A 15,565-nucleotide genomic window follows, 5' to 3' on the forward strand; every position below is an offset into this window, starting at 1 on the left:
TTAGCCGCCCACAGCCGCGAGGTATTCGCTGTAGAACAGTGCCAAGCCGACGGCCGAGGCGATCGCGGCGAGCAACCAGAACCTGATGATGACCGTCGTCTCGGCCCAACCGGCCAACTCGAAGTGGTGATGGAACGGGGCCATTCGGAACACGCGTCGCCGACTCGACCGGAACACTGCGACCTGGATGACGACCGACGCTGCTTCGGCGACGAACAACGCGCCGATGACCACCATGATCAGTTCGGTCTTGGTGACCACGGAGAGTCCTGCGATCAGGCCGCCCAGAGCGAGGGATCCGGTATCGCCCATGAAGATCTTGGCGGGCGCGGCGTTCCACCACAGGAAACCGATGCAGGCACCGGCCGCCGACGCGCACACCAGGGCCAGGTCGAGAGGGTCGCGTACGTCGTAGCAACCCGGCGCAGGACCGGCCGGTCCTGCACACGCCTGCCGGTACTGCCAGAAGGTGATGACGGTGTACGCCCCGAGGACCAATGTCATGGACCCGGCCGCCAGGCCGTCGAGGCCGTCGGTGAGATTGACCGAGTTGGACCACGCGATCACCAGCAGACAGACGAAGAACACGAAGACAGCAGCCGACATCGACCACGTTGCGATGTCGCGCACATACGACAGTTGAGTGCTGCCCGGAGTCAATCCGTCGTCACTGCGAAACTGCAGGACCAGGATGGCGAACAGCACCGCCGCGGTGATCTGGCCGACGTATTTGCCGGTGGCGTTCAGACCGAGGTTGCGCTGTTTACGAATCTTGATGAAGTCGTCGAGAAAGCCGACGAGGCCGAGCACGGTGGTCAGGCCGAGTACGAGTAGAGCCGAGGCCGACGGCCCCTCGGCGTCGTATCCGATGCCGATCAGGTGCGAGCCCCAGTAGCCGGCCCAGATCCCGACCAGGATCGCCACGCCGCCCATGGTGGGAGTACCGCGCTTGGACTGATGACTCGCCGGGCCCTCGACCCGGATCTCCTGGCCGAAGCCCTGTTTCGAGAAGGTCTTGATGAGCACGGGAGTCAGCAGAATTGCGACTGCAAGTGCGATCCCTCCGGCGAACAGGATCTGTCTCACTGCTCGCCCTCCGACGGTTCGGCCAACAGGGCGCCGGCCGACGGTTCGGCCAACAAGGCCTCGGCAACGGTCCACATCGCGCCCGACTGCGAGGCCTTGACCAGAACGATGTCGCCGGCGCTAACCTCGTCCTCGAGCACGGCGATGGCGGTCTCGCGATCGGGTACGAGCATCGATTCCTCGCCCCAGGACCCTTCCATGACGGCACCCTGATGGAGCGCACGCGTGGGCCGACCCGAATCGACGATGATCAACCGATCGACGTCCAGGCGGACGGCGAGCCGACCGATCGCATCGTGCTCCACCACCGATTCGCCGCCGAGCTCGCCCATCTCCCCCAGCACCGCCCAACTGCGCCGCTTCGGCCCGTCGTCTCGCCTCGACATCGACACCAGCGCCTTGAGGGCGGCCCGCATCGAATCGGGATTCGCGTTGTACGAGTCGTTGATGACGGTGACCCCGTCCGCGCGGGTGCGTACATCCATCCGGCGGATCGAGGTGGGTACCGCGGTCGAGAGCGCTTCGGCAACCTGGGCCACGCCGGCCCCGCACTCGAGCGCGACGGCCGCGGCAGCCAGGGCGTTGCCCACCTGATGTTCACCGTGCACCGCCAGGGTGATGTGCGCCGTGCCTGCAGCACACACGAGCGTGAACGACGCCCGCGCATCGGTGTCGACCACGACGTCGACAGCCCGGACGTCGGCGTCCGCGTTGAGTCCGACGGTGACGACGGCCGCCTTCGTGCGTGTCGCCATCTCGGCGACCAGACGATCGTCGATGTTGAGGATCGCCACGCCGCCGTCCGCAGCAGCGGGCAGTGCCTCGACCAGTTCACCCTTGGCCAGCGCAATGGCGGCACGTGAACCGAACTCGCCCAGGTGCGCGGTTCCGACGTTGAGGACCACCCCGATCCGCGGCGGCGCAAGCCTGGCGAGTTCGGCGATGTGGCCGATTCCCCGGGCGGACAGCTCGAGGGCGAGGAAGTCGGTATCGGCGTCGGCCCGCAGAGCAGTCCATGGATGCCCGAGTTCGTTGTTGAACGATCCGGGTGGGGCCACCACGGATCCGAGCGGACGCAGCACCGCCGAGATGAGATCCTTCGTCGACGTCTTGCCCGACGACCCCGTCACGCCCACCACGGTCAGGTCGTGGCGCGCGGTCAGTTCGAGCACCGATTCCCGGGCCAACGCACCGAGCGCGGTCAGCACCGCAGCGCCGGCCCCCTCCGGGTCGTGTTCCAGTGCCATCGCACGGCTCGAGTGCGGCGCCGGCCGAACGACGACAGCCGGGACGCCCACCGGACGCGCCGCGAGAACGACAGCAGCGCCTGCGGCCACGGCGTCGGCCGCGTGCTCGTGGCCGTCCACTTTGGCACCGGGCAGGGCGAGAAAGACACTGCCGGGTGTGACCTTGCGTGAGTCGAACTCCACCGGCCCGGCAACCAGCACCGTCGGGTCCGCCACGTCGTGCAGTTCGCCGCCGACGATCTCGGCGATGCGAGCGATCGAGAGCGGTATCACCGTGCGCCTGCGCTCGTGGTGACCAGTCGTGCATCGATGGCCGATGCGAGTACCACTCGGTCGTCGAACGGATACTTCACCCCCGCCACCTCCTGACCCGTCTCGTGTCCTTTACCTGCGATCAACACAACGTCCCCCTCACGTGCCCACGCCACGGCTTGTTCTATCGCCGCTGCGCGGCCTTCGACATTTCGTACTTCGCCACGAGCGTCGTCGGGCACCGACAGTGCACCGTCTTCGACGGCATGCCGTATCGCTGCCGGATCCTCACTGCGCGGATTGTCGTCGGTCACCACGAGCAGATCGGCACCGCGCGCTCCGGCCGCACCCATCAGAGGGCGCTTGGCGGTGTCTCGATCCCCGCCGGCACCCAACACGACTGCGATACGTCCACGGGACGACTCTCGCAGAGTCGCCAGCACCGCTTCGACCGCAGCGGGCTTGTGGGCGTAGTCGACCACTGCGAGGAAGTCCTGGCCACGATCGATTCGTTGCACTCGACCGGGCACGTCGACGGTCGCGATTCCGGGCGCCGCCGTCGCGGCATCCACTCCTGCCGCTTCGCAGGTCGCGAGCGCGAGCACGGCGTTGGCGACGTTGTAGCGACCCGGCAGACGTACCGACACCGGCGACGACGTTCCGTTCGGATCGGCAACGGTGAACGACTGCGTTCCGTCGTCGTGCTTGGCCCACTCGGAGACGGTCCACTGCGAGTCGGCACCGGTGGACACCGTGACGACCGTGGATCCGGCCGACCGGGCGATATCGGCCATCCGCACGCCCCAGGCATCGTCGACGCACACGACCGCTGTGTCTGCCCGTACCGGCGAATCGACCCCGAACAGCCGGCTCTTGGCCAGAAAGTAGTCCTCGAGCGAGTCGTGGAAGTCGAGATGATCCTGGGACAGGTTGGTGAACGCGCCGACCGCGAAGTCGGTGCCGTCGACTCGGCCGAGGGACAACGCATGTGAGGACACTTCCATCACCACGGTGTCGACTCCGGCCTCGACCATGACGGCGAAGAGCGCATGCAACTGCGGAGCCTCGGGGGTGGTGAGAGCGCTCGGTACGTGCCGGCCCACTACACGGGTCTCGATCGTGCCGATCAGTCCGCAGCGGCGGCCGGCGGTTGTCAGGCCGGCCTCCACGAGGTACGCGGTCGTCGTCTTGCCCGACGTGCCGGTGATTCCGACGACCGTCATCTTCGACGACGGATTGCCGTACACGAGGGCGGACACGGTTCCGAGCACCTGGCGTGGTCGGTCGTGCACGAGGACAGGAACCTGGCGATCGGCGGTGGCGAGGACGCGGCGGACGATGTCGGCACCGGATGGGTCGGTGAAGACCGCCGCTGCACCCCGCTCGATCGCGTCGGCGGTGAACTCGGCTCCGTGCCGAGCGGATCCGGGTAGCGCGGCGAAGAGATCGCCGGGACGAACGGACTGCGCTCGCAGATCGATTCCGGTGACCTGCACTCCGTCGAGGTGTCCCCACTCGATCGTTGCACCGACAGCGGACGCCACGTCGGATACGTCGGTGTGCGGCGGATTCGCCGGCCGAGACCCCGGAGCGGGTTGTGAATCCGATGACACAGTCACTCCTGCTCCCTTCCTCTGTACTTCCACCGCACACTGCGTCAGCTCGAACACGCTGCGGTGGCTGATCGACGAACACGCCTCGAGCCGATGTGTCAGATTACCGGCGACCGTGATCGGCATGCTGCCGCCCCGATTCCCGGGCCGGCAGATTCGGGCCTCAGTCGGCCTGAAGAACCAACTTGGGGCCCGGGTCTGCGGACATCGGAACACTGTCGCGCTGCAACAGCCAGCTGGCGATGTTGTGGAACAGCGGTGCGGCCGATTGCCCTCCCGAGCCGTCGGCGCTGCGGGACGGCGCGTCCAGCATGATCCCGATCACGTAGCGAGGATCGTCCGCCGGAGCGATACCCGCGAACGTGATCCAGTACTTCGAGTTCGAGTAGCACTTGCACTCGGGATCGACCTGCTGGGCCGTGCCGGTCTTACCACTGATCTGATAGCCCTCGACGCCCGCGGCGACTCCGGTACCGCGCTGATTTCCGTTGTCGTCCTGGGTGACCGACCGGAACATGTTGCGGACCGTCTTGGCCGTATCGGGACTGACCACGTACACCCCGTCGGGTCGCGGTGTCTCGGTTCGTTCGCCGTTGGCGTCCACCGTTGCCGCGACGATCCGAGGCGGGATGCGCACACCGTCGTTGGCGATCGCCTGGTACATCCCGGTCATCTGCAGGAGCGTCATCGACAGACCCTGCCCGATCGGCAGGTTGGCGAAGGTACCGCCCGACCACTGATCGCGGCTGGGCACGCTGCCTGCGCTCTCATTGGGGAGGCCGACGTCGCTGCGCTGGCCCAGGCCGAACTTGTTCAGCATGTCGGCATACCGATCCTCGCCGACACGTTGGGCCAGCATCAGAGTCCCCACGTTGGAGGACTTACCGAACACTCCGGTGGAGGTGTACGGCGCAACTCCGTGTTCCCAGGCGTCCCGGACCGAGACACCGGACATGAAGATGTTGCCCGGTACCTGCAGCACCTCGTCGGGTGTGGTGAGCCCGTACTCGATAGCGGCTGCAGCAGTGATGATCTTGTTGACCGAACCGGGCTCGAACGGCGTCGTGACGGGCAGATTGCCCATCTCCTTGGTCCGTTCGTTGTTTCCGACGCCGATTCCGGGGTTGAACGTGTTGTCGTTCGACATGGCCAGCACTTCGCCGGTGTGCGAATCCTGAACGTAGGCAGACGCATTCTTGGCCCCGGACAGATCTTTCGCCAGCTGCACCTGCTGCTGTACGTAGTACTGCAGGTCCGCGTCGATGGTCAGTTCCACGTTCGAGCCGTTGACCGCGGGCTGCTTGTCGCGCCAGCTGCCGGGAATGACGGCCCCGTCGGAACCGCGATCGTAGGTCTGCGATCCGTCGGTACCGGCGAGCGTGGCGTCGAGCGAATCCTCGAGCCCGAGCAGGCCGTGTCCGTCCCACCCGGTGGCCCCGACGATGTTCGCGGCGAGCGAGCCACCCGGGTACTCGCGGATGTCCTGACGTTCGAGCCCGACCTGCTTGAATTCCTTGCTGATGTTCGACGCCACGGTGGCGTCCACACCCCGTGCCAGATAGGTGAATTCGTCGTTGCTCTTCAGTTTCGCGAGCAGATCCTTCTTGCTGACGACGTCACCGAGATCGCTGTGGATCCGCTCGGCGATGTCGTCGAGGTACTTGTCGGTTTCCGGCTTCGTCGGATCCTTCGCGCGTGCCTCGTCGAGTTCTCTACGAACCCGGACCGGCTGGAACGTCAGCGCTTTCGCTTCCATGGTGAAAGCGATCGGGTTTCCGTTGCGATCGAGGATCGAGCCGCGCATCGCCGGATCGACGAGGGTGGTGGTGCGCTGCGAGGCGGACTCGGCCGACAGTGTCGGCGCATCGAATCCTTGAATCCACAGCAACTGTGCCGCGACGACCGCCAAAGCCACGTACATCAAGATGCGGCCCGTACCGTGCCGAAAACGAAATGTGGACGAGTCCAAACGCTTTCGTCCCGGCCGCGCTCGATCTGCGGGCCGGGGACGTGACGCAGGCGACGGCCTGGTCACTGCTCGTCACCGGAGGATTCGCCGGGGGCGGGAGCCGAGGGGGTGCTCATGGGAACCAATTGTTCAGCAAGCGCGGCAGTTCCGGCACCATTGGGCGCACTCGGCGTGGCGGCACGGGTGTCACCTGCGCCCGTCGGCCTGGTGGGCTGCGACGCACTCCTCGGAGTCTGCGACTGCGCCGACTGTCGTGCGGGATTCTGTGTCGACGCACTCGGAACCGAGCCCTCCCCCGAGCCGGTGGCGGGAGGCGGATCGAGGGGTGCAACCGGCGCACCGTCGGCGGGAGCGGGCGTGCCGACGACCTGCACACCGCCCTCGGGGGCTACGACGAGGCGGGCGGGGTTCTTGGCGGGGACCATTCCGATCGCGGCGGCTTTGCGCGCGAGCTCGGGCGCAGATTCCGCGAGCTCGACGTCACGCTGCAAGGAGGCACGCTGTTGTGCGAGCTCGGCGTTGACGGCCTTGGCGGCACTGAGGTCGTAGGAGTCGCCCGCCGAGCGCGTCGTCAACAACAACGTCAAGCCGAGCCCGAGGGCAAGCAGACCGATGACCAAGGCTACGAACGGGATTCGAGCCGCAATGGCACTGCCGTTGAGCGTCGGACGAAGTGAGGCCGCTGAACCGCGAGCAGAATCCGACGTATGTATCGAGGCACGCTGCTGCCTGCGCTCGTAGGCGCGCAATGCGGCTCCGGACCGACCACCGCGGCCGGCCCGCTCGGGTCGAGTAGCCGGAACCCGATTGCGTTGTGTTCCAACAGTTGTGCCTGGAACCGTCATTCCGCTCTCCTTGCAATCCGTTCGGCGGCGCGCAACCTCACCGGGGCCGAGCGTGGGTTGACTTCGATTTCCTCGTCCGAGGCGCGTTCCGCACCTCTGGTCAACAGCCGAAATTCCGGACCCATCCCGGGAAGTTCGACCGGCAACCCCTCGGGACTTCGAGACTTGATCCGAGGGGCCAACTCCTGCTTGACAACTCGATCTTCGAGCGACTGATACGACATGAAGACGACGCGGCCGCCGACGGCCAAGGCGTCGAGTCCGGCCGGCACCGCGGCTTTGAGCGAATCGAGCTCCCCGTTGACCTCGATACGCAGCGCCTGGAAAGTTCGCTTTGCCGGATGCCCACCGGTGCGGCGAGTCGCGGCCGGTATTGCGGCATACAGCAATTCGACCAACGGGCCGCTCGTCGTGAACGGCGTGTGCTCACGTCGCCGCAGAATTGCGGACGCGATCTTGCCTGCGAACCGCTCTTCTCCGTAGGTGCTGAGCACGCGAGCGATATCGCCGTGCGAGTACGTATTGAGCACGTCGGCTGCCGTGATGCCCTGCGTCGGATTCATCCGCATGTCCAGCGGTGCATCGACGGAATACGCGAAGCCGCGGTCCGACTCGTCCAGCTGCATCGACGACACTCCGAGGTCGAACAGGATGGCGTGAACGGAATAGGTCGCGGGAAGTCCGGCCTCGTCGAGGGCGGCGGCAATGCCCTCGTATGTGGTGTGCACCAGAGTCGTTCGATCCGAGAACGGGGCCAGTCTGGCACCCGCCTTGTCGAGCGCGTCAGGATCGCGATCGAGTCCGATGAGGTGCAGACCGGGATACTTCCGTAGAAAGTGTTCGGCGTGACCGCCGAGTCCGAGCGTGGCGTCGATCATGACCCGAGTCGTGTCGGGGTCGTCCGCCGATTCCACTGCGGGCCCGAGAAGCTCGTCGGCACGCTCGAGTCGAACGGGGACGTGGATCGGGCCGCCGGAGCGACGGTGAGTGCGGTCGGCGGACGCGTCGTTCTCGTCCGGCCCGGCTCCCTCCGTCATGGTCCCTCCCGGTTGCGTATACGTACTTCTCGCCCGGGTCCGGGCCCTGCGGGTCGTCCATTGCGGCCGGTGCGAATGCTTCGAGGTCCCTGTCCGATAGGGAACCTGGCGTTGGGGAAGAACGTCAGGGTCCTGATCTGCGAAACCTGGCGTTGGGGAAGAACGTCAGGGTTCTGATCGGGCAGAGGCCTCGCTGCACTCGCAGCCGGCCTCGGTGGTCTACAAGATCCCTCCGAGGGATTCGTCGAACGCGTCGGAGAAATCCTGCTCGTTCTCGGCGGAGTAGCGGGCCCAGGCTTCGTCGTTCCAGATCTCGATGAAGTCCATCGATCCGATCACCACGCAGTTGCGTTCGAGTCCCGCATACCGACGGTGCTCGGGACTGATGGTGATACGGCCCTGTCCGTCCGGCCGCTGTTCGTCGGTTCCCGAAAAGAACTGGCGCACATAAGCACGGGCTTTGGGGTTGGCACGAGAGGCCGCCGTCAACTTTCGAGAACGCTCTGCGAAGTCTGCCGCGGTGTAGACAGCAAGGCTGAAATCCTGCCCCTTGCTCACCATGACACCTCCCGCAAGCGCGTCCCGAAACTTGGCCGGCAACGTGAGTCGACCCTTGTCGTCGAGCTTCGGCGTGTAGGTACCGAGAAACACTCGCCACCTCCAGCCTCGACTCTCCGCTGCGGACCACTTTACCCCACTCTCCCCCACTTCGAACCATTGACAGCCCGAAAACTTTGTGGACAACCACATATCCGCAGCTCAGACGCAAGAAGATTGCCCGTTCAGGTTGCCGCGTTCGACGTCGGCCCTGATCTGGCCGACGCAATCCCCCGGGGCGCGCGGCGTCGCGAGCAGGCACTTTGTGCGACAACCCGCCTGACAAGCGCAGCTGGACCCTGAAAGTGGGGACTGGGTGGGGTGAAGTGGGGACAATGGCGGCTGTGGGGGGAAGTGGGGAGTTCACCCCGGAACCACCGCACGGGAACGATCGCCCCGCGTCGTCGCTGGGGCGCACTCGATCGAGTCCGCCGCGCGACAGGGCTACGGAAGGCTTGCCGCATCGAAGAGTCGTGGAACGACAGCAGCACCTCACCCGAGGGTGAGGTGCTGCTGTCGAATCGGTGAAGTTGTGGTGGGTGACCGTCAGGCCCAGGGAGATCCGGACGGCGGAGTCATATCACTCCTGATCGAACCGCTTACGAAAACGGTCTTCCATTCGAGAGGTGAAGCTGCCGCCCTTGCGGCCACCGCTCGATTTCGGCTGAGCACTACGACCTTGCGTGCCGGCTCGGTCGCTTGCGCTACCTTCTTCGCCGGTCGCGGCAGCTCCCTTCTTGGAGCCGCCGAACAAGAACAGTGCCCCGGCACCGAACATGAAGAGAAAGCCGATGAGGCTGACGACGAGAAAACCCAGACTGTTCGTCGACAGTGCTACACCGGCGACGAGCAACACGAGTCCCACGACGAACAACGCGGCAGCCTGAAAACGCCTCTTGCTCGACGCCGCGCGAACGCGACCGCCCCTCACATGGGACGCGAATTTGGGATCCTCGGCGTAGAGAGCGCTCTCGATTTGATCGAGCATGCGCTGCTCGTGCTCGGAGAGTGGCACGGTACCTCCCCCTGCACAGATAATGAGAGTCGTTTCGGTTCAGAAGCGACGGGAAGCTGACCTTGGCGGCTACCTACTGACGATGATACGAGCTGAATCGGCCGCTTACCACCTACTCGCACTATGTGTTCCTGAGAAACGACCAAGTTTTCGAGACGGACGTCTCGGAAACACTTGTCGAACACCGTGTGACGTGGCTGTTCACGTCCGTCCAGACTCGAAAAATCGACGCGGCGGGCTATGCGGACAGCGGTGCCGCCATCGGATCGACAGGCTGGAACCTCGACTGACCGCCCAACCGGTCCTCGACCGCGTTCAGAAAACGACTGACGTGTCGATAGAAGTCGTCGGCGTCAACGTCTCCGACAGCGGACGAGGCACCCGCCTCGACTGCCGCGCGGGTTGCGGAGAAGGACGAGAAGTACTCGGACCAGATCGCCAGATCCGGCGCAGCCTTCGCCATCAGAACCCAGGCGTTGCGCGAACGTGGCCGCGAGCCGATCGAATCGGGCAGCGATGCCAGGACTGCGGCAGCACCCTTGAGTGCGGCGATGTAGCTTCCGAGGAAGCGGTCCCCCGCATCGCGCTCACCGATGGATTCGGACAGCAACGCATCGGCTCGACCGAGCAGGACCTGCGCCTGACGCGACACCGGTGACCGCACGCCGACATCGAATGTCTTCGTCATCGTCATACTCGAACACCTCCAGTTCGAATCTCCGGGCGCGCTACCGACACGCCTGGAACCGTGATGAAGCCTTACAGTCGAACTCCGGAAGAATCCGCCTCGTTCGTCGAGGTGATCCACCGGCGCGCTCGGCCCCGATCATCGAACACCCGTTCGACACATTCAATATAGCTGTGCCCACCGACAAGTTGCCGAAGAAAGGGTGAGAACCGTCGTCACCGATGCGCAGACAACCCCCTACGTGGTCGATCTGACGCCCCAGGAATTCCGTCGGCGCTTGTTCGAAGCTCTGGCGATCTACGTCGAGGCCATGGGATATCCCCGCGGAACCGAGCACAGCCGCGCACCGATGTGGACGGAGCATCTGCACCGGCCGGGCTGGCGAGCGGTGGGAGCCATGGTGCCCAATCCCGACAAGACGCAGCCGGACACGCTGGTCGCCGTTGCGTACGGGTATCACGGCGCGCACCATCAGTGGTGGCATCAGCAGGTCCGCGACGGATTGCGCCGCGCCGGACACTCGACACAGCACGTCGACGCCACCCTCGGCGACTACTTCGAATTGACCGAATTGCACGTACTACCGAGCGCGCAAGGACACGGACTCGGCGGGCGTCTCTGCCGCAGGTTGCTCGACGGTGTTCGAGCGCACTCTGTGATGTTGTCCACACCCGAGGTCGCGCAGGAGGGCAACCGCGCCTGGCGGTTGTATCGACGGCTCGGCTTCGAGGACGTACTGCGGCACTTCACGTTCGCCGGCGACCGGCGCCCCTTCGCGGTGCTGGGCCGCCGGTTGCCGCTCGACGGGCCCGTAGCCTGAAGGTGTGATCGATGCTGTGGTGGTGGGCTCCGGCCACAATGCCCTGACTTCTGCCTGCTACCTGACCGATGCCGGAATGTCGGTGGAGATCGTCGAACGCGACACCGTCGCGGGCGGTGCGGTGTCGACGGTGGAGCGCTTCCCCGGCCATCGAGTCGACCGCGGCTCCTCCGCGCACATCATGATCAGGCACACCGGGATCGTCGAAGAGCTCGGACTCGAGGAGTTCGGGCTGCGCTACATCGACTGCGATCCGTGGGCATTCGCCCCGGGCGACGTCGACACCGCCGAACGCGCCATCGTCTTCCATCGCAGCCTCGATCGAACGTGCGAGTCCATCGCTGCCGCCTGCGGGCCCGCCGATGCGCGCGCCTACCGTTCCTTCGTCTCGGTGTGGGGCCCGCGCAGCGAACGCACCATGCGCGCATTCGGTGGGCCGCCCACCGGGTCCAAACTGCTCCGATCCTTCTGGGGACTCGGTGCGCCCGACGGCGGCAGCTCGCTCTCGCGCGAGTTTCTTGCCACCGGAGATTCCCTGCTGGACGAAATGTTCACGAGTGAGCGACTCAAGGCTGCGCTGGCATGGTTCGGAGCGCAGTCCGGCCCGCCGATGTCCGAGCCGGGCACCGCCCCGATGGTCGGCTTCGCGGCTCTGATGCACACGCTCCCACCGGGCCGCGCCGTCGGCGGTAGCGGCGCACTGACCGAGGCGATGATCGCCCGGCTGCACCGGGACGGGGCAGCGCTGACGCTCGGCGATGCCGCCGTATCGCTGACGCGTCGCGCGCATGGCTGGACGACGAGGACCGCGTCGGGACGGGAGATCGACAGCACGATCGTCGTGGCCGGGTGTCACATCCTGACCACGCTCGACCTGCTGGCGGAGGGCGGACACGACGCGGCGCAGCTGGCCCGGTGGCGCTCCACCATTCGGGTGGGTCCGGGGATCGGTACCGCGGTTCGGTTGGCCACCGACGCGCTGCCGCAGTACCCGAGCGCCGACTGCATCGAGGACGGTACCCACGGTCTCGCGCTGCTCGTCCGCGACCGCGCGCAATTGCGGTTGGCTCACGGGCACGCTCTCGCCGGGGAGCTGCCGCCGAAACCCGCTGTTCTCGGCATGTCGTTCAGCGCCCTCGATCCGACGATCGCGCCGCCGGGTCAGCATCAGATCTCCCTGTGGTCGCAGTGGCATCCGCACACTCTCGCCGATGGCCGCCGGTGGCGCTCGAACGTACCGGGGCAACGTTCTTTGGCCGAGGTCGAGGGTGATCGAATCGTCGCCGAGCTCGATCGCTACGCCCCTGGATTCGCCGCGTCGGTCCTCGATCGGTACGTACAGTCGCCGCCGGACATCGAGCAGGAACTCGGACTGATCGGAGGCAACATCATGCACCTGGACATGTCACTGGACCAGATGATGATGTGGCGTCCTCATCCCCAACTGGCCGGCCACCGCGTTCCCGGAGCAGACGGTCTCTATCTCACCGGCGCGTCGACTCACCCGGGAGGCGGCGTCACAGCGGCCAGCGGCCGTTCGGCGGCGAGAATCGCACTCGCGGACGCACGCGCGGGGCGTCGTCGCGCATTCTTCAGCAGGAGACGAGCATGAAGATTGCCCCGACGGTCTTCGCGATCGGTGCCGTCGCAGCCCAGATCTGCTACCCGCTCGTATCGGGTTCGACTCGGGACGCGGTGACCATCGCGGTGGTCGCGCTACTCGCGCTGGCGTCGATCGCGCACGCCGTGCTGTACCGCGGAAAGCTGTGGGCGGCGGCTCTCGTGATCCTGACTGCAGGAACGGGATTCGTGTCCGAACTCGTCGGCACGGCCACCGGGTTTCCCTTCGGCGAGTACTTCTACGCGCAGAATCGACTCGGCCCCAGCCTGTTCGAGGTCCCCGTGGTGGTTCCACTCGCCTGGACGGCGGGGTTCTATCCGATCTGGTGCGCGGTCACGTTCATCGTCGGCCATCTCGGCGCGACACGGCTCCGAGCTTCTGCATCCCGAATCGCCGCGGTCGCCGTCGGGATGGTGGGCTGGGACCTGTATCTCGATCCTCAGATGGTCACCGACGGCCAGTGGACCTGGACGTCCGGTGCCGTCGGACTGCCGGGTGTGTCGTCGATCCCGTTGACCAACTACGCGGGTTGGCTGTTGGTGGCGACATTGATGGCCGCAGTCATGGAAGCGGTGAACCGCGTGGTGGCCCCGCGCGCGTCCGACGACGTCGTTCCCATCGGGCTGTTCCTGTGGACGTGGCTGGGTTCGGCGCTCGCGCACGCGGTGTTCCTCGACGGCCCCGAACTACGATTCTCGGCCGTCTACGGATTCGTCGTCATGGGTAGTGTCGGAATCCCGTTGCTGTGGATCGCACGTCGTCGCGGATCTCTACGTAGCCGACACGCACCGATGGCAACCCCTGCCGACTGACACCGACGCGATGCCCTGGCACGATGTCGCTGTGCAGTCGACATCACGAACATCCGCTCGAACCCGCCGACGCCGAGTTCTCTCGGTGCTCGCCCTGACGCTGCTGGTCGCGCCGATGCTGGCCGGCTGCTTGCGGGTCCAGGTCACGATGGGTGTGTCGGCCAACGACCGAGTGGCGGGTCAGATCGTCGCGGCGACGGTCCCCACCTCCGACACCGACACCGGCCCCGAACTCGTGGTGCCCTCCTCGATCGAGGACAAGGTCCGCGTCGAGCCGTACAACCAGGACGGGTACGTCGGGTCGCAGGCCATCTTCGACGACCTTTCGTTCGGTGATGTTCAGACACTCGGTTCGATCTTCCAGAACGCGGCCGGATCGTTTCAGCTGACCCTGCAGCGTTCGGGCGACACCGTGACGCTTGCCGGTAATGCCGACCTGTCGTCGGTACCGGTCCAGGGGTCCGACGTGCAGTTCACTATTGCATTTCCCGCCCGTATCGGGACCACCAACGGCACTCGCGAGAGCGACAACTCGATCTCGTGGAAGCTGCCGGCAGGCGAAGTCACCTCGGTGCGTGCCGAGGTCAACTACCCGGACCCCAACACTCGTAGCTTCGCCGGCTGGGCGGGCATCGTGGGCGGCGTGACCGTCGGAGTGGCCGCCATCGTCGGTGCCATGGCCTGGGTGTCGCGGAACCCACCGTTGGGCAACCGTCGTAAGCGCACTGCCGAGACGGGCGAGTCGAAGGACCGAACGTCGGTGTGATCACCCCCATCTCGTCCCGCACGACAGATCTCGCCGAATGACGGTCCTGACCCGGGCGAGTCGGGCGACTGCCGTTCTCGCCTCCACCTCCGCTGCCGTCGCGGTGTTCAATGCGCTGTTCGTGCCGGGTTTGCGTCGACCGAGCCTTGACGTCACCGAACGGGTCGCAGTGTGCATCCCCGCGCGCAACGAAGTCGACACGCTGCCTGCGTTGATCGGCGATCTCACGCGTCAACGATTCTGCACCGACCTGCAGGTCGTCGTCCTCGACGACGATTCGACCGACGGAACGGCAGCCGCGGCCGTCACCGCGGCGAACGGCGATCCGCGATTCCGCGTCGTGACCTCCCACGCGTCGCCGCCGCCCGGGTGGACGGGTAAAGCCGCCGCGTGCGCCGAACTGGCCGACTCGGTCGACGTGGACACGACGATCGTCATGTTCGTCGACGCGGATGTCCGGCTCGAACCCGAGGCCGTCGCCGCCGCTGCGAGGAGGTTGCGCCGCCGCGGCGACGCTCTGATGTGCCCCTGGCCCGAGCAGGTGGCGGGTGGTCTCGCCGAACGCCTCGTCCAACCGCTGCTCGCGTGGTCGTGGATGTCGACGCTGCCCGTGCCGGTCGGCAATGCGACGCTGCTGCCGTCGATGGCCGTCGCCTGTGGGCAGTTCATGGCGTTCGATGCCGCCGCGTATCGCGTCGTGGGCGGCCACAGCTGCGTCGCGTCGAGTGCCACCGAGGATCTGGACATCGCGCGTGTCCTGCGTCGACGCGGGTTCTCGACGTCGGTTGCCTCCGGTGCCGGGTTCGTACGGTGCCGGATGTACCGCTCGGCCGCCGATGTTCGGGCGGGTTACAGCCGGTGGCTGTGGAACGAGTTCGGTGGGCCCGTCGGTTCGGCCACCGCTGCCCTTGCGCTGGGTACGGTCTACCTGTTGCCGCCGGTCGCGGCGGTCATCGGTTCTGGTTCGACGCGGCGACTGGGTGTCGTCGGTTACCTCGCCGGGACCATCTCGCGCGTGGCATCTCGTCGGCGCGAGTCGGGACCCCGATTCGGCGCTCGCGACGTCGTCGACGCCGCGGTGCACCCGCTGTCGATTCTCGCCTTCGTGGGGCTCGTTGCGGAATCCCACGTGCGACGACGCCGCGGCGCGCTGAGCTGGAAGTCGCGTCCGATGCCGACGTCGTAACGCCGATCGCA

General features: G+C 66.2%; 14 protein-coding genes. 5 read left to right on the forward strand and 9 right to left on the reverse strand.

What is annotated here, in order from left to right:
- The 9 genes from mraY to JLZ96_RS17325 form a co-directional block, all read right to left on the reverse strand.
- Complete coding sequence (mraY, locus tag JLZ96_RS17285) at positions 1 to 1,086, reverse strand: phospho-N-acetylmuramoyl-pentapeptide-transferase (RefSeq protein ID WP_032374350.1); 1,086 nt, start codon at positions 1,084 to 1,086, stop codon at positions 1 to 3.
- A complete protein-coding gene (gene murF / locus JLZ96_RS17290) occupies positions 1,083 to 2,606 on the reverse strand; it encodes a UDP-N-acetylmuramoyl-tripeptide--D-alanyl-D-alanine ligase (RefSeq protein WP_201010825.1) in 1,524 nt (507 codons plus the stop codon). The genes mraY and murF overlap by 4 nt, the downstream gene beginning before the upstream one ends.
- Positions 2,603 to 4,204, reverse strand: a complete 1,602-nt coding sequence (locus JLZ96_RS17295) for a UDP-N-acetylmuramoyl-L-alanyl-D-glutamate--2,6-diaminopimelate ligase (RefSeq protein WP_236254137.1) — start codon at positions 4,202 to 4,204, stop codon at positions 2,603 to 2,605. The genes murF and JLZ96_RS17295 overlap by 4 nt, the downstream gene beginning before the upstream one ends.
- Positions 4,205 to 4,361: 157 nt before the next feature.
- Positions 4,362 to 6,233 (reverse strand): penicillin-binding protein 2, encoded by a 1,872-nt coding sequence (locus tag JLZ96_RS17300; RefSeq protein WP_027497349.1) that lies wholly within the window; start codon positions 6,231 to 6,233, stop codon positions 4,362 to 4,364.
- Positions 6,230 to 7,012, reverse strand: a complete 783-nt coding sequence (locus tag JLZ96_RS17305; RefSeq protein WP_230074472.1) for a hypothetical protein — start codon at positions 7,010 to 7,012, stop codon at positions 6,230 to 6,232. The genes JLZ96_RS17300 and JLZ96_RS17305 overlap by 4 nt, the downstream gene beginning before the upstream one ends.
- Positions 7,009 to 8,049, reverse strand: coding sequence for a 16S rRNA (cytosine(1402)-N(4))-methyltransferase RsmH (gene rsmH, locus JLZ96_RS17310; protein WP_027497351.1), 1,041 nt, complete (start codon positions 8,047 to 8,049; stop codon positions 7,009 to 7,011). Before rsmH ends, JLZ96_RS17305 begins: the two co-directional genes overlap by 4 nt.
- Positions 8,050 to 8,268: 219 nt before the next feature.
- The gene (gene mraZ / locus JLZ96_RS17315; RefSeq protein ID WP_027497352.1) at positions 8,269 to 8,700 is read right to left on the reverse strand and encodes a division/cell wall cluster transcriptional repressor MraZ; all 432 of its coding nucleotides are present in this window, start codon (positions 8,698 to 8,700) and stop codon (positions 8,269 to 8,271) included.
- Between the two features lie 526 nt (positions 8,701 to 9,226).
- Complete coding sequence (locus JLZ96_RS17320) at positions 9,227 to 9,661, reverse strand: DUF3040 domain-containing protein (protein WP_027497353.1); 435 nt, start codon at positions 9,659 to 9,661, stop codon at positions 9,227 to 9,229.
- Between the two features lie 238 nt (positions 9,662 to 9,899).
- Complete coding sequence (locus tag JLZ96_RS17325; protein WP_235579979.1) at positions 9,900 to 10,349, reverse strand: SAV_6107 family HEPN domain-containing protein; 450 nt, start codon at positions 10,347 to 10,349, stop codon at positions 9,900 to 9,902.
- 202 nt (positions 10,350 to 10,551) lie between these two features.
- Here JLZ96_RS17325 and JLZ96_RS17330 point away from each other — a divergent pair, with 202 nt between their 5' ends.
- From JLZ96_RS17330 to JLZ96_RS17350, 5 genes are read left to right on the forward strand one after another with little or no spacing between them, the layout of a single operon-like run.
- Positions 10,552 to 11,169: an N-acetyltransferase gene (locus JLZ96_RS17330; RefSeq protein WP_201010827.1), complete on the forward strand. Its 618-nt coding sequence runs from the start codon at positions 10,552 to 10,554 to the stop codon at positions 11,167 to 11,169.
- Positions 11,170 to 11,173: 4 nt separating this feature from the next.
- Complete coding sequence (locus tag JLZ96_RS17335) at positions 11,174 to 12,781, forward strand: NAD(P)/FAD-dependent oxidoreductase (protein WP_201010828.1); 1,608 nt, start codon at positions 11,174 to 11,176, stop codon at positions 12,779 to 12,781.
- On the forward strand, positions 12,778 to 13,602 hold the full coding sequence (locus JLZ96_RS17340) for a carotenoid biosynthesis protein (RefSeq protein ID WP_201010829.1): 825 nt from the start codon (positions 12,778 to 12,780) through the stop codon (positions 13,600 to 13,602). The genes JLZ96_RS17335 and JLZ96_RS17340 overlap by 4 nt, the downstream gene beginning before the upstream one ends.
- 10 nt (positions 13,603 to 13,612) lie before the next feature.
- Complete coding sequence (locus tag JLZ96_RS17345; protein ID WP_201010830.1) at positions 13,613 to 14,368, forward strand: LppM family (lipo)protein; 756 nt, start codon at positions 13,613 to 13,615, stop codon at positions 14,366 to 14,368.
- Positions 14,369 to 14,405: 37 nt separating this feature from the next.
- Positions 14,406 to 15,554: a glycosyltransferase family 2 protein gene (locus JLZ96_RS17350; RefSeq protein WP_201010831.1), complete on the forward strand. Its 1,149-nt coding sequence runs from the start codon at positions 14,406 to 14,408 to the stop codon at positions 15,552 to 15,554.
- Positions 15,555 to 15,565: the final 11 nt, after the last annotated feature.

The sequence above is a fragment of the Rhodococcus sp. NKCM2511 genome (assembly GCF_014905595.1).
Lineage (GTDB): Bacteria > Actinomycetota > Actinomycetes > Mycobacteriales > Mycobacteriaceae > Rhodococcoides > Rhodococcoides fascians.